Below are 13,669 nucleotides of genomic sequence, written 5' to 3'. Positions count from 1 at the left end.
GAACTACCCGCAGACGCTGTCAGCCTGATCGAAAGCCAAGTCGCGGCGATCCGCCCCCCGCAGGGCATTTTTAACCAAGACGGCCTCCCACGGGACTGGTTATGCTAGGCATACTCAGTCAATTCCTGCGAGGACATCAAGGTGCCGCATTATCTTTGCCATGAGCAGCCGGACCTGCTGGACTTTGAAACGGCCGTGATCGCCGCGCGGCCCGGCGCGGTCGTGCTGGGCCGTTCCGCCCTGCATCCGGGCGGCGGCGGCCAGGTGTCGGACGCGGCCACGCTGACGCACGCGCACGGCGCGGTGCGCATTACCGGCGTCGCGGCGGAAGGCGACCTACTCTGGCATCTGCTCGACGAACCGCTGGAGCTGGCCGGCAACGTGCACGTCGCCATCGACGCGGCGCGCCGCGCCACGGTCGCCCAGCTCCATACCGGTACGCATATTCTCAACGCGCTGGTGTATCAGCGCTTTGCCGGCGCGCTCGTGACCGGCGCGCAGATCAATGCCGACGGCACCGCGCGCATGGACTTCGATCTGCCGGACGCGGATAACGACGCGCTGCGTCTGCTGGAAGAACCCGTCAACGAGGTGATCCGCAACGCCATGGACGTGCGCGCCTACTATGTCGGCGCCGATGAGGCGAAAGCGACGCAAGGTCTGATCCGCAGCCTCTCGGTGGCGCCGCCGCCGACGCCGGACGGCACGGTGCGCATCGTCGAGATCGGCGATCTGGACCGGCAGGCGTGCGGCGGCACACACCTGACCAATACCGCGCAGTCGCGGCCCATCCGCATCGCGAAGATAGAGAACAAGGGCCGCCGGAATCGCCGGGTCAGAATCGAGCTGGTTTGAAGGGCATGGGGGCGCGAGCTATGGAGACATCGGATAAAAGCGAGCCGGAAGTGGTCTGCTGGCGCGACGGCGCGCTCGACGGCGCATGTCTCGCGAGCGCCCGTTATGGCAATCACAAGTTCGACCGGCATCTGCATGACGAACTCGTCATCGTCATGACGGAGACCGGCGCGGGCCAATGTCATACGCGCGCGGGCAGCGAGGTGGCCGGGCCCGGCAGCGTGCTGGTCTTCGGGCCGGGCGAATACCATAGCGGCGAGGTCTGGGAAGGCCGCGAATGGATTTATCGCGCGATCTATCTCGACATGGAAGGGCTCGGCGCGCTCAGTGCGGTTTTCTCTCCCGACGCGCGCGCCGACAAACCGCTGCTGATTCCGCCGGGGCTGTATCAGGATCCGCATCTCGCGGGCCTGCTCGTGAAGGCACATGCGAGCCTGGATGAACAGGGCGCCGTCTCGCTGATGGAGCGCCAGGCGAACTGGTGGGCGGCGATGGGGATGCTGGTCGGGCGCTATGGACGCTCAGGTCAGGAGTTGGGCGAACCCCGGCGCGAAGCGCGCAAGATGGAGCTGGTGCGTGAGTATGTCGCCGCCAATTACGAGCGCGATATCTCGGTCGATGAGCTGGCGGAACTGGTGGGGCTGAGCCGTTATTACCTCACGCGTGCGTTCTGCAAGGAATTCGGGCTGCCGCCGCACGCCTACGCGACGCAGGTGAGGTTGCTGGCGGCGAAGCGCATGCTTGCCTCGGGCCAGAGTGCGGCGACCGCTGCGGCGGCTGTGGGCTTCTACGATCAAAGCCATCTCAACCGGTTGTTCAAGCGGGCTTATGGGATCACGCCTGGGGTGTATGCGGCGTTGAAGCCGGGGCGGTAGGCGGGTTTGCCTTGTCGGCGGTGCCGCGTGCGGATTGCAGCCCGCGATGCAGGATAGTCCGATTTCTGAGCAAGGATTGCACGCGTCTTTAAGCCCGTTCAATAGCTCGATGCGAGTTTGAGATATGTTTTGTTATCCAAACTATATATAAGTTAATGTCTTGACCAATCTTTACAGTTGTCCTATATGCGATTGCCGCTGCCCCCCGGATAATTGGCAGGCAATTTCTAAAAAGGATAGCCGCAGTGAAGAATGGGAGTAAGCATCCGCCCGTTGGCTTGGGAGACGAGGCGCAATATAGCCGGACGTTGATCGAAGTCTCGTTCAGTCTGGCAAATACGTTTCACGTCGGGCCGGGGCGGGTTCATGTATAGCCCCATTCAGTCACGCACCCTCAGCGCGACGTGCGATGCCTTCCCCACCGAGTACGGTGAACCGATCCTGTCTCCCATTCGTCTACGTGGCACCGAGGCGCTCGGCAAGCTATACAAATACACACTCGACATGGCGACGAAGTACTCGCCGAGAATTTCCCAGATCGACACCAAACTGCAGGTCGTGCCAGATAAATTGATTGGCAGGGACATCACCATTGCGATCGAGTTCGACGGGAAGGGAACCTTCATTCCCGGCTTGCCCGGGAACCGGAGCCAGAGCAACCTGGGCGCGGGCACCCGCCTGATATCGGGTGTCATCACGCGTATGCAGTTCACGGGCGCCGACGACCGCCACGCGTACTAAGGTTCGTCGTGCGTCCGGCCTTGTGGCTGACCACGAAGAATTCGCGGAGCCGCATATTCCAGAATAAGAGCGTGGTGGATATTACGCGCGAGGTGCTGCGCGATTACCCGATCCTGTTTGAAGTGAAGGTGTCCGCGCACGGATTAAAAGGTGGCTACCCGCTGCGCGACTTCGTACGGCAGGTGTGGGAATCCGACTTCCATTTTCTGACCCGGCTATGGCGAGAATGGGGCATTTACTACTTCGAGGATAGCAACAGGCTGGTGCTATGCGACGGGCCCGGTGTCCACGAGCCGCACCGGAATGCCTATGACTCGATCCGTTACCACGCGCCCGACGGTGCGCGTATCGATGAGGAACATATCCACAAGCTGAAGGCGTCGCGCAGGATCACGGCGGCCAGGGTGAGCGTGATCGATTACGACTACACGCGTGGGAGTCAGAAATTTACCGAGGAACATGATGCGTTCGGGGAACTGGAGCAGGCCGAAGAGCGCCACTGGGGCGACTACTCACAGCCCCTTGCCGGCGCAATGGGCCTGTCGGGCCAGCCGAACAACTATCTGGAGGAAGCACACTATCTTGCGGGTGTGCGCGCCCATGCGCTTTTCTCGCGCAACGAACGTCTCAGGGGCCAAGGCAACCTGCTCGGCCTGAAAACCGGCAGGACATTCTTTCTCACGGATCACCCGGAGTCGGACATCAATGCCGAGTACCTGGTGGTGTCCACCGCGCTCGATATCCGCAACGTGAGCGAGACGACGATGTCGGGCAGAACATCGGCCAGAACGCCAGGCGCGGGCCAGTACCAGTGCGTGACCGACTTCGTGCTGCAGTCGCCGAACCGGTTCTTCAGGAACAGGCCGAAGAAGAAGCCCCGCTGTCACGCGGAGACGGCCGTGGTGGTCGGTCCCAAGGATCAGAGGACCTGGGTCGATGCGTACGGCCGGGTCAAAATCTGCTACCTGTGGGACCTGGAAACGCCGAGGGACATAAACGCAAGCTGCTGGGTGCGCGTGTCTTCACCATGGCAGGGCGACTCGTTCGGCACGATCTACGTGCCGCGTATCGGCCAGGAAGTGACGATCAACTACCACGAGGGGGATCCTGACAAGCCGTATATCGCTGACCGGATGGTCAACCGGCTCAGACAGCCGCCGTGGAAACTGCCGGCCAATCATGCGCTGAGCGGCACACGCACGCGAGACCTGGCAGGATTCCAGGCTAACCAGATCGTCGCTGACGACACGCCCGGCAAACTTCAGGTACAGGTCAGCAGCGACTACGCGCAGTCACGGCTGGTGCTCGGCTATAACACGCGCATCGACGGCAACAAGGGACGCACAGAGGAACGTGGCCAGGGCTGGGAACTGGCGACGGACGCATGGGGCGTGCTGCGTGCAGGCCAGGGCATGCTGATCAGCACCGAGACGCGCACGGGTGCAGCTGCCCCCGCGAAGGACATGGGCGAGACGGTGCAGCGGCTCACGCAGGCGCGTGACCAGCACGAGACGCTGGCCAATGCAGCGGTTCAGGCGCGGGCTCACGACCAGCAGGACCAGTTCGATATTGCAGGTGCGCTGAAAAAACAGAACGACGAGATCAGGGGAACGAAAACCGGCGAACCAGGAGACTTTCCTGAACTCGCCAAGCCTCACCTGCTCATTGCGTCCCCTGCCGGTATTGAAGCGACCACCGCTGGCAGCACGCACCTCGCCAGTGGCGCGCACACGGCTTTGACCAGCGGCGGGCACGTTAGCGTAAGCAGCGGCAACAATCTTCTGGCATCCGCACGAAACGCCATTCGTCTCTTCGCGCACAAGCTCGGCGTGCGGCTTGTTTCGTACGCGGAGGATATCGATATCACGGCACTGAAAAAGAACATCAACTTGCTGGCGAAACTCGATATCACGCAGACTGCGGAGGGCATCACGATCAAGGCCACAAAGCAGCTACTGCTCAACGGTGGCGACAGCTACATCCGGCTTGAGGACGGAAAGATTACCGTAGGGGCGATCCATTACCAGGTCAACGCAAAGCTGAGCAACCTGGCGCCCGAACCGTTAGGCGTGGATGCGAAGGGCATGCCGACAGTCGAGGCCAACGACGAAAGATTCAAGGTATTGACGCCAACCGGTGAGCCGCTCCCCGGTGTTGACTACAGGATGACAACGCTATCCGGCGGCCATATCTTCCGCACCAATTCGGGTGGCCATTCACCGGCGCTGAATTCGCCCGATCAACAAGACGTGAAGTTCGAATTGCATTGGGACGAACTGGCCCCCGCGTCGGGTAAGTCGCACACCCCTGGCACACACGAATAAACAAGGAACGAGTAGTGGCAGCCAATCTTCAGGCAAGCGGGCAGACGAACCCGCAACCGAACACGTGCGTGGATGCGCAGTGTGATTGCGACGTCATCTGGTCGCTTGCGCAGCAGTTCGCGATGCGGCAGATCTCCAACCATGTGCGCGCCGACCATGGTATTCCGGACTACCGGGACAACGAGCATTACGTGTCTGGCGCACAGGTTGAGAACGCCCGCCCCGAGTTCGTGAGCAACTACGCCGTGCGGGCACGGCGCATCGCCTCGGCCTATGCCCGGATGTACCTCGAGGAGTTTCATCTTGGGCAGAAGGACAAGATCGGCCGGTTCTACTGGCTGGGACTGGGCGCGTTCGCTGCCAAGCAGGTGGCGGTCACGCTGGAGTTGAAACGGGTGCGCATAGCCAGATGGAGCGCGCTGTATGAAGGTTTGGGTAACGGCAATCTGTGGCTCTTCAATGATGTACTGCCCTGGCATTATGGCTATGCGGCGGGGGCGGCGACGTTCAGTGAATGTGTGACGGCGCGCGATAGTCGGCACTTCGTCGATGCGGTCGGAAGAAACTTGAGTAATCAGAAGGGCTTTGAGAGGTCGATCGATAAGACTCCGTATGAGATCGATGGTGAGACTGGAGTCAAAAAGCAGAAGCTGGGTTATTTACGTGCCACGCCGCTGGTGGTCGAGGGGTTTGCTAAGGTGGCGGATTGGGAGACGGCGTCGCCGTACAAACGACCTGGAATCGCGCTCGACCATCTGCTCTGCATTGCGAAGCATGAACAAGGCGAGGTTCTTCAAGGTCTGATTTACGACGATCAAAATTTCGCCTGGTGGCTGAACCGTCAGCATGACGGGCTCGCCGCATCCGACGACACGTCATTCAATGACCGGATGGAATCCTCGCGCTACTTTCCATCGGACGGATCCGATCTGGCTGGAATGGCACTGATTCGGGCGCTAGTGCCAAATCTGCAACTGGTTCTGACTTCCGACGATACGACCGATGACCCGGATTTCCTGTCGGTAGCCCCGGACCGGACCGTCTTGCAAGATTATCGGCAGCGGATGTTCTGGATCAAAGGAGTTGCCAAGAAATATCATGGCCTTATGCAGGGAGCGTACAAACAGAAGATGCAGGACTCGCTCGTTAGGATCGGTCAATGGGGCGACTTGCCGGACAAGTGATGAACTCAAAAAAACTAGCTTACTTTTCTGTGTGCCTCGGGGTCATTGCAATATGCATTGCTGCCGCAACACACTTTCTGAATTTCAGTTCGCTCTCTTCAAAAGGTACCAACATGCCTCCCACCCTCACGCTAGTTCGTCTCGGGGACCCGAAAGGCTCCGATCTGGCCGGAGTCGGCTCCTCCGTCGACAATCATCCGACTGGCGCGATGTTCTACCAGCGGGAATGGACAGGCGGGAAACTCGGCGTGGTGGAATATGAGCAAGGCAAACACAGCTTCACAGTAGAGAACGTACTAGGTGCCATTGGCTTTGCCGACAAGGACGAGCCCGAAGGGATCTACAGTTGGGACATCAGTTTCGGTGTCAGTGCTGAGCAGGCTGACGCGCACCAGCTTGCCCGTGATCGCGTCATGGAGGTCCTTGCCAAATTGCGGGCAGCGGGCTGGAAGCGATATATCGACGTAGAAGACCCACGCCTTACTGGCAAGCAGGCTTGGAATTTCGCCGCTTCGCGCGCAGCAAACTGGGCGTACTCGCTGGATTCTACCTACACGCCAACGATGGATGAATGGATCAAAGCAAAAGGGAAATTTCCAAAGTGGGTTTTCTATGCGGATGGCGTATATCTTGAGTTTTCGATTTTTGAGAGCAACATGGGAGGCTTCGTCGGTAAGAGTACGTATCTTCTGGGTGTGAACGTAAAGAACGAGTACGCTTTTTATGGTCTTGGCTACTTCCCCGGCGATGCCGAAAAAATTCATAACTGGAAAGCCCTCCTTCCCGCCGAACTCGAAAAATACCACGCGATGAGACTCAAGACGGAAGCCGCGCTCAAAGCCCAGGGCTTCACGATCGACACGACGCATCAAGACCCACCGATCAAAGCGCTTCAATCGCTTTCCGGTACGGCGACCCAATAGGCGAGAACCTGCAATGGAACGGGCAAACCTGCAAGGAAAAGCGCAGATTGTCGTAGGCGACACCACCAGTCACGGCGGCAAGGTGATTTCCGGCAGTCCTTCATCGACCTGGAGCGCAGCGGAAATCCCCATTGCCCGGAAGGGCGATCGGGTGACGTGTCCGCTGTGCGCGCCACATCTGTTTGAAATCGCCGAAGGTCTGGTCGGCTGCGATGATTTCGGTCAGCCCATGGCGGTGGAAGGTCACAAAACGACGTGTAACGCGATCCTGATTGCGCAACCTGCGCCGCGCGGCAATTGACTTCACGGTAACAAGAAACGAGTAGTGGCAGCAGCTTCAGGCAACCGGACAAACGAACACGTGCGAGGATGCGCAGTGCGACTGCAACATCATCCGGTCGCTCGTTCGACTCGCCCGCCCCCCATCACCCCTCCAAAGGCACATCCTCAATCAACTCCGCCTTCACCGCACGAATCCTGCGGTCGACGAAATACCCACCACCTTCCACATACCGCAGATAAAGCCGCCCGCACAACGAGCATTGCCACACGGCGCAGCGGTTATACGGAAAGTACCGCGGCGCGATAGGCGCATCCGCTGCCCAGTAACTGGTCTTTCCCGGCAGATACTCGCTGAACGTCGGCTCCGGATCGTCCTCCGGCAACAGCGTGCCGATTTCCTCGAACTGCGTTTCATCGAGCGACAAAGGCTGAGATTGCCAGCCGTCGAGCGGCGTCTTCGTGCACGAGCAGGGCGCAGTGGCGCGCGTCTGTGCATCGCGCGCGAGTTCGAGGAGTGTTGCAGCGTTCAGATATCGCGCCATGAAGTCCACTATCAGTTGTTCATCATCCGTTCCCGGTGCGGAACGACCCACGAGCGGTCGAACCTGCCGTCGGCAATCGACTTCAGCGCCGCCGCTTCCTTCGCGTGCTGACGGCGCGCGCCTTCGATCACCGCCTCCACGTCGGCGGGGGCGATTGCGAGCAAGCCGTCTTCATCGCCGACAATGATATCCCCTGGATGCACTACCATGCCGCCGACCGTGATCGGCACGTTGATTTCCCCCGGTCCGTTCTTGTACGGCCCGCGATGCGTCACGCCGCGCGCATACACCGGAAACTCCCGCTGACGCAACGCACCGACGTCGCGGATCGCGCCGTCGATCACGAGGCCCTGCACGCCGAGACTTTCCGCGTAGCTCGCCATGATCTCGCCCATCAGCGCCTGCGTGAGGTCGCCCGCGCCGTCGATCACCAGCACGTCGCCGGGCCGGCAAAAGTCGAACGCGCGATGAATCGCGAGGTTGTCGCCCGGCCGCGTGTGGACCGTGACGGCGGTGCCGGCCATCGGACGCGTCCGATGATAAGGCCGCAAGCCCACCATGCCGCTCGCGCGCGCCATGTTGTCGCTCAGCAGCGAGACGGCCAGTTCACGGAGTGCTTCGAGTGTGGCCGGGTTGGCCTGCGCTGCGGAGTCGTATTCGCGCCATCCGATTGGATTCATACCGTTGCCCCTTGAGTTCCTTGTGCTGCGAGTTGTCGATCGAGTTGACGCGAGAGCCGCGGATACACGGCGTGCGCGTTGTCTTCGTAAATACGCTGGCGGTCCGCGTCGCTGAGCCATTCGATGGCGTCGATATAACGGCGCGTGTCGTCGTAATAGTGGCCGGTCTCCGGATCGATGCCCTGTACCGCGCCGATGGTTTCCGACGCGAACAGGATGTTGTCAACCGGAATGACCTTGGCGAGCAGTTCCGCGCCGGGCTGGTGATACACACAGGTGTCGAAGAACACGTTCTTCAGCAGGTATTCACTCAGCAGCGGACGCTTCATGTCCTGCGCGAGTCCGCGATACCGCCCCCAGTGATACGGTACCGCGCCGCCGCCATGAGGGATGATGAAGCGCAGTGTCGGAAAGTCGGCGAACAGGTCTCCCTGCAGCAACTGCATGAACGCCGACGTGTCGCCGTTGATGTAATGCGCGCCCGTCGCGTGAAAATTGGGATTGCACGACGACGAGACGTGGATCATCGCCGGCACGTCGAGCTCCACCATCGCTTCATAGAGCGGATACCAGGAGCGGTCCGTGAGCGGCAAGCCGGACCAGTGGCCGCCGGACGGATCCGGATTCAGATTGCAGCCGATAAAGCCAAGCTCTTCGACACAGCGCCGCAATTCCGCGATGCAGTTTGCGGGCGGCACGCCGGGCGCCTGCGGCAACTGACACACACCAACGAAGTTGCGCGGGAACAGTTCGCATACGCGATGCACGAGGTCGTTGCATTCGCTTGACCAGAGCGCGTTGGCTTCGGCAGTGGCGAGGTGATGGCCCATGCCGGCCGCGCGCGGCGAGAAGATCGTGAGGTCGGTCCCACGTTCGCGCTGAATCCGCAACTGGCCGCCCTCGATGCTCTCGCGAATCTCGTCGTCGGTAATGACAGGGCGCGGTGGCGGCGTGCCGCCGTCCTTCAGCGCGGCGATCTGCTGCGTGCGCCAGGCTTCGTGCTGACGCGGCGAGGTCGTGTAGTGACCGTGGCAATCAATGATCATGGTGTTCAAATCCTGTGAGTTGTCCTTGCGCGCGCACATGGCGCGCGCAGATTCAGTCGGCTGTTTTTCCAAACTGTGTGTGCGGCCGCTTCGCTTCTCAGGCGCGCGGGGCGGCGTCGCCGGCGGCGAGCGAATTCGCTTCGTCCTCAGCCGGTGTGACTCGCATGACCAGCGCGATGATCGTCGCGACAATCAGAAAGGCGGCGATCGTCAGCAAAGCCAGCTTGAAGTTGCCGGTGGCGTTGCGCACGAGGCCGATGCTCCACGGACCGACCAGCCCGCCGAACTGTGCGATGGTGTTGATCAGCGCGATCGTCGCGGCGCCCGCCGCGCCGGTTCTGAACGACGACGCGAGGCTCCAGAACAGCGGGTTGCCCGCATAGATGAACAAACCGGTCACGCACAGCAGCGCATAAGCGATCACCGGGTTCGGCGCATACGCGCTGCCGGCAATGGCTAGCGCGCTCATGCCGTACACGAATGCGAGGTGCTTCTTGCGATCGCCGGTGCGGTCGGAACTGCGGCTGATGAGGAAGGTGCCCAATACGCCGAGCAAGGGCGGCGCGGCCGACAGAAAGCCGACTTCGAGATTGCTCAGATGGCCGAGACTCTTGACGATCTGCGGCAGCCAGAGGAAGAGGCCGTAAATACCGACCAGCGCGCAACCGAACAGACACGCCAGGCTCCATACGCGGATGTCGCCCGCCACGCGCAGCAGCGGAAAATGCGTGTTGCCGCCCACGGCCTCGCGCTCGGCGGCGAGTGTCGACTCGAGCCAGCGCTTTTCGTCGTCGGACAGCCAGTCGGCGTCGGCGGGGCGTTCGGTCATGATGCGCAGCGTCAACAGGCCGAGCAGCATGGCCGGCACGCCTTCGAGGATGAACATCCACTGCCAGCCCTGCAAACCGAGAATGCCGTTCGCGTAGGTCATCAACGCAGTCGAGATCGGACCGCCCAGCACCGCCGAAAACGAACCGGCGATGATGTAGCCCCCAACCGCACGCGCACGGTAACGCACCGGAAACCATTTCGTCAGATAGACCGCGACGCCCGGCAGAAAACCCGCTTCCATCACGCCGAGCAGAAAGCGCAGCACGTAGAAGCTCGAATCGTTGAACACGAAGGCTGTGGCCGCCGCGACCGCGCCCCACGTCAGAAGAATGCGCGCGATCCAGCGGCGTGCGCCGACGCGATGCAGCAACAGGTTGCTCGGCACCTCCAGCACCATGTAGCCGACGAAGAAGATGCTGCCTGCGAAGCCGAACACGGCCGGGCTGAAACCGAGCTGCTTGTTCATGTCCAGCGCGGCGAAACCGATATTGATCCGGTCGAGATAGTTGAAGAACATCATCGCGAAGAGCAAGGGCATGAGGCGCCCGTAAACTTTTCGCATGGTTACGGCTTCGTTGATCGCGGTCATCCTGTCTCCTACCTTGCGGCGACGGCCGTAGCCGTGGCTGCGTTCTAATCATGTGTGAGGTCAATCATACGAACGCGCGGACAGGGAGTCCAAGACCGGTTGCTTATGCTTCTATAATTTTTTGCTTATAGTGTGCCTCGGTGAGCGGGGCGGGAAGGCAAGCCAGAAATGCCCGCAGGTGAGGCGAAGCATCGTCGGTGCGAAAGGTGGCCGCGAGCGTGGAGCGGTACGACGAGCCCGGTCCCGTAAGGTGACGGTAAACCACGTCGGTGCGTCCGTGCCGCGCCACCGATTCGCCGATAAACGTCACGCCGAGACCCGCCGCAACCAGGGCAATCGCGGTCTGGATTTCATAAGCCTCATGCGCGACGAGCGGTGTGATTCCCGCATCGCGATAGAGCGACTGCACCGAGCGTTTGAACTGGGCGTTCTGATGCTTTGGATAGAGAATCAGCGGCGTATCGGCGAGATCGGCAATGCTCACCTTCTTGTGCGCGGCAAGCGGATGGCTGGGTTCGAGCGCGGCCACGACGCGCTCGCGCAGCAGCGGATACGACGTGCAACCTTCAACCGTCAGCGGCTGCCGGCCGATGCCGATGTGAATGCGCATGTCGCGCAGCGCATCGGTCTGTTCCTCGGTGAGCATCTCGAAGAGTTTGAGTTCGACTTGCGGATACGCTTTGTGAAATGCCTTGAGCGCCGGCGGCAAAACGCTGTACATCGACGAACGGGTGAATCCGACGCTCAGCCAGCCGCGCCGGCCGACGCCGATTTCCTGCGCGACGAGCGTCACCTGTTCCAGAGAGCCGAGTATCTGACGCGCCTCGCTGCACAGATAATGGCCCGCCTCGGTCAGACTCAGCGGACGTCTTGCCCGATCGACCAGTTGCGTGCCGAGCCGTTCTTCGAGTGAACGGATCTGCTGGCTCAGCGCGGGCTGCGCGATATGCAGACGCTCGGCGGCACGGCTGAAATTGAGCTCCTCCGCGAGAATCACGAAGCACTGCAGGGCTCTGATGTTCATATCGGTTTTCCTGGTCTCCTGTTCAGGTGGCGGGGCAATCCTTGCGCCTGAAATAAGCCACTAGCCGCGAATCGGCCTGACGCCCTCACGATTCAGCCGGCGCTCGCGTCGTTGCGCTAATCGACGGTTGATGGAACATGCCGTAAATCTCATCGAGCAGCCAGGCAATGCCCGGATCCGCTGAAAATTGCGAGTGCGAGTGGACCTGAATTTCGATGGGTGGCAGCGCGAACGGCAAGGGCAGGATGCGAAATGCCTTGTTGCGGTTGAAGCGCTGCGCAATACTCCGCGGAAAAATCACGGCAAGGTCGGTATGCTGAACGATCTCCGGCGCCACCACGAAATGAGGCAGGCGCAGCACGATATCCCGGCGCAGATTCAATTCTTCCAGCCACTGTTCCACCATCCGGTGACCGGTCGCGTTGGTGCTGGCATACACGTATCGCAAGCTGGCGAGGTCCTCCTTGGTCGGCTTCTGTTTGCGCAGCGGATGACCGGCGCGCACCACGCAAACATGTTCGTCGACGAAGAGCGTCTTGCTCACGCAACCTGGATCGAGACCGGGCACATAGCCGAGCGCCAGATCGATCTTGCCGCTGCGCATGGCCGAACTCACCGAATCGACGGAAACATTCGCAATCTCCAGGCGAATGCCGCGCGCGCTGCGGTCGAGCATCGAAAGAAGCGGCGGCAGGAAATAGAACTCCGACATATCCGACATGGACACACGAAACACGCGCTGCGCCGTGGCGGGATCGAACTTGGCGATTTGTTGGACCGCGTCGTTGATGATGCCGAACGCCTGCGTGAGCGGCGCGTGCAAGCGCAGGGCGGCGTCGGTGGGGACCATGCCGGTGGGCGTGCGAACGAACAGCGGATCGTCGAATAAAACGCGCAACCGGCGCAAGGCGTGGCTGACCGCCGGTTGCGTGAGTCCGAGACGCTCCCCTGCGGCGGTCAGGCTGCGCAGATCGGAGATGGCCAGAAATACGCGCAGGAGGTTCAAATCCGTAATGCCGGGGTGCGACTTGGTCATGACGTTCGGATCGCGGCGAGAGAGGGCATTTATTTGGGTTTCAGATTACCGTAAATGCTGCGCATAGGGAAATGCAGCGTCGCGCCGCTGTAGGGCGGAAAGGTGTTGAAGTCCTGCTTCATGCTGGCGCGAATCGGCGACGCCAGGGCAGCCGCTAGCGACGCGGGATCGTCGAAGACGACTTTGTTGCGTTGCATGGCCGTGGCGCGTTCGATGCCGAGACCCGAGCGGTAATCGAGCCGCGTGTAGATTTCGAGTTCGCGAATGCCGGGCAATTGCGCCATTAGCGGTGGATGATGCGCCAGGTAATGCGAGAGCCATGCGTTGAAGTCCTGCGCTTCGCCTTCGTAGCTGACGAGGTAGGTGCAGCGTTCGGCGCGAGTGCCGAAGTCGCTTGGATCGGGGGTGGCGAATCGCCTGACCGCCATCGCTTGCTGGGTGAAGGTGAGACCCGTGCTCGAAGATTCGTTTACGACGTCGTGTATTGCGCCCTCAGGTTGCAGCGCTTGTTCAAGCAGGTCGAGGTCGTCGAAGTACCCTTGCAGCACGCAGCGAGGTCGGGCGGAAGCGTCGGACTTCGACAAAGGATCGCAGTCGTCCGATTCCGCGGGCAGGTGGATCACGAAACGGCGTAGTCCCTCTACGTCTCGCTGTGTAAGTTCGAACCGCATTTGATCGAGAGCCCGCGTATCACGCGCAGGCTTACCGTGGCCAACGAGAAAGAAGCAGACTTCCAC

At 61.0% G+C, this 13,669-nt stretch carries 14 protein-coding genes; 7 read left to right on the top strand and 7 right to left on the bottom strand.

The window, feature by feature from the left end; translation table 11 throughout:
- Positions 1–141 precede the first annotated feature (141 nt).
- The 7 genes from P0D80_RS20995 (at position 142) to P0D80_RS20965 (ending at position 7,203) form a co-directional block, all read left to right on the top strand.
- Positions 142–855, top strand: coding sequence for an alanyl-tRNA editing protein (locus tag P0D80_RS20995; RefSeq protein ID WP_132381842.1), 714 nt, complete (start codon positions 142–144; stop codon positions 853–855).
- 20 nt (positions 856–875) lie between these two features.
- Entirely contained in the window at positions 876–1,730 is an 855-nt protein-coding gene (locus P0D80_RS20990) for an AraC family transcriptional regulator (protein WP_408286489.1), read from the top strand.
- A gap of 366 nt (positions 1,731–2,096) precedes the next feature.
- Positions 2,097–2,471 carry a hypothetical protein gene (locus tag P0D80_RS20985; protein WP_408286487.1) on the top strand — a complete coding sequence of 125 codons (375 nt, stop codon included), beginning with the start codon at positions 2,097–2,099 and terminating at the stop codon, positions 2,469–2,471.
- Between the two features lie 8 nt (positions 2,472–2,479).
- Positions 2,480–4,795 (top strand): type VI secretion system Vgr family protein, encoded by a 2,316-nt coding sequence (locus tag P0D80_RS20980; RefSeq protein WP_408286486.1) that lies wholly within the window; start codon positions 2,480–2,482, stop codon positions 4,793–4,795.
- Between the two features lie 14 nt (positions 4,796–4,809).
- Positions 4,810–5,979 carry a DUF2515 family protein gene (locus P0D80_RS20975; protein WP_408286485.1) on the top strand — a complete coding sequence of 390 codons (1,170 nt, stop codon included), beginning with the start codon at positions 4,810–4,812 and terminating at the stop codon, positions 5,977–5,979.
- Positions 5,979–6,902, top strand: coding sequence for a hypothetical protein (locus P0D80_RS20970; protein ID WP_408286483.1), 924 nt, complete (start codon positions 5,979–5,981; stop codon positions 6,900–6,902). The genes P0D80_RS20975 and P0D80_RS20970 overlap by 1 nt, the downstream gene beginning before the upstream one ends.
- Positions 6,903–6,915: 13 nt before the next feature.
- Positions 6,916–7,203, top strand: coding sequence for a PAAR domain-containing protein (locus tag P0D80_RS20965; protein ID WP_408286482.1), 288 nt, complete (start codon positions 6,916–6,918; stop codon positions 7,201–7,203).
- A 124-nt stretch (positions 7,204–7,327) separates the two neighbouring features.
- On the opposite strand, the gene P0D80_RS20960 is transcribed toward P0D80_RS20965, so the two are convergent.
- The 7 genes from P0D80_RS20960 to P0D80_RS20930 all read right to left on the bottom strand — a co-directional run bounded on the left by P0D80_RS20960 (position 7,328) and on the right by P0D80_RS20930 (position 13,669).
- A complete protein-coding gene (locus P0D80_RS20960; RefSeq protein WP_408286480.1) occupies positions 7,328–7,726 on the bottom strand; it encodes a hypothetical protein in 399 nt (132 codons plus the stop codon).
- An 11-nt stretch (positions 7,727–7,737) separates the two neighbouring features.
- On the bottom strand, positions 7,738–8,406 hold the full coding sequence (locus P0D80_RS20955) for an RraA family protein (protein ID WP_408286478.1): 669 nt from the start codon (positions 8,404–8,406) through the stop codon (positions 7,738–7,740).
- Complete coding sequence (locus P0D80_RS20950) at positions 8,403–9,452, bottom strand: amidohydrolase family protein (RefSeq protein WP_408286475.1); 1,050 nt, start codon at positions 9,450–9,452, stop codon at positions 8,403–8,405. Before P0D80_RS20950 ends, P0D80_RS20955 begins: the two co-directional genes overlap by 4 nt.
- A gap of 97 nt (positions 9,453–9,549) precedes the next feature.
- Positions 9,550–10,872 carry an MFS transporter gene (locus P0D80_RS20945; protein ID WP_408177831.1) on the bottom strand — a complete coding sequence of 441 codons (1,323 nt, stop codon included), beginning with the start codon at positions 10,870–10,872 and terminating at the stop codon, positions 9,550–9,552.
- 103 nt (positions 10,873–10,975) lie between these two features.
- A complete protein-coding gene (locus P0D80_RS20940) occupies positions 10,976–11,896 on the bottom strand; it encodes a LysR family transcriptional regulator (protein ID WP_408177832.1) in 921 nt (306 codons plus the stop codon).
- Between the two features lie 85 nt (positions 11,897–11,981).
- Complete coding sequence (locus P0D80_RS20935; RefSeq protein WP_408177833.1) at positions 11,982–12,932, bottom strand: LysR family transcriptional regulator; 951 nt, start codon at positions 12,930–12,932, stop codon at positions 11,982–11,984.
- A gap of 29 nt (positions 12,933–12,961) precedes the next feature.
- On the bottom strand, positions 12,962–13,669 hold the full coding sequence (locus P0D80_RS20930) for an EthD family reductase (RefSeq protein WP_408286472.1): 708 nt from the start codon (positions 13,667–13,669) through the stop codon (positions 12,962–12,964).

The organism is Paraburkholderia sp. RL17-373-BIF-A, from assembly GCF_046030175.1.
In the GTDB taxonomy this organism is placed as follows: domain Bacteria; phylum Pseudomonadota; class Gammaproteobacteria; order Burkholderiales; family Burkholderiaceae; genus Paraburkholderia.
This window is presented reverse-complemented; position numbering and strand designations above follow the sequence as displayed.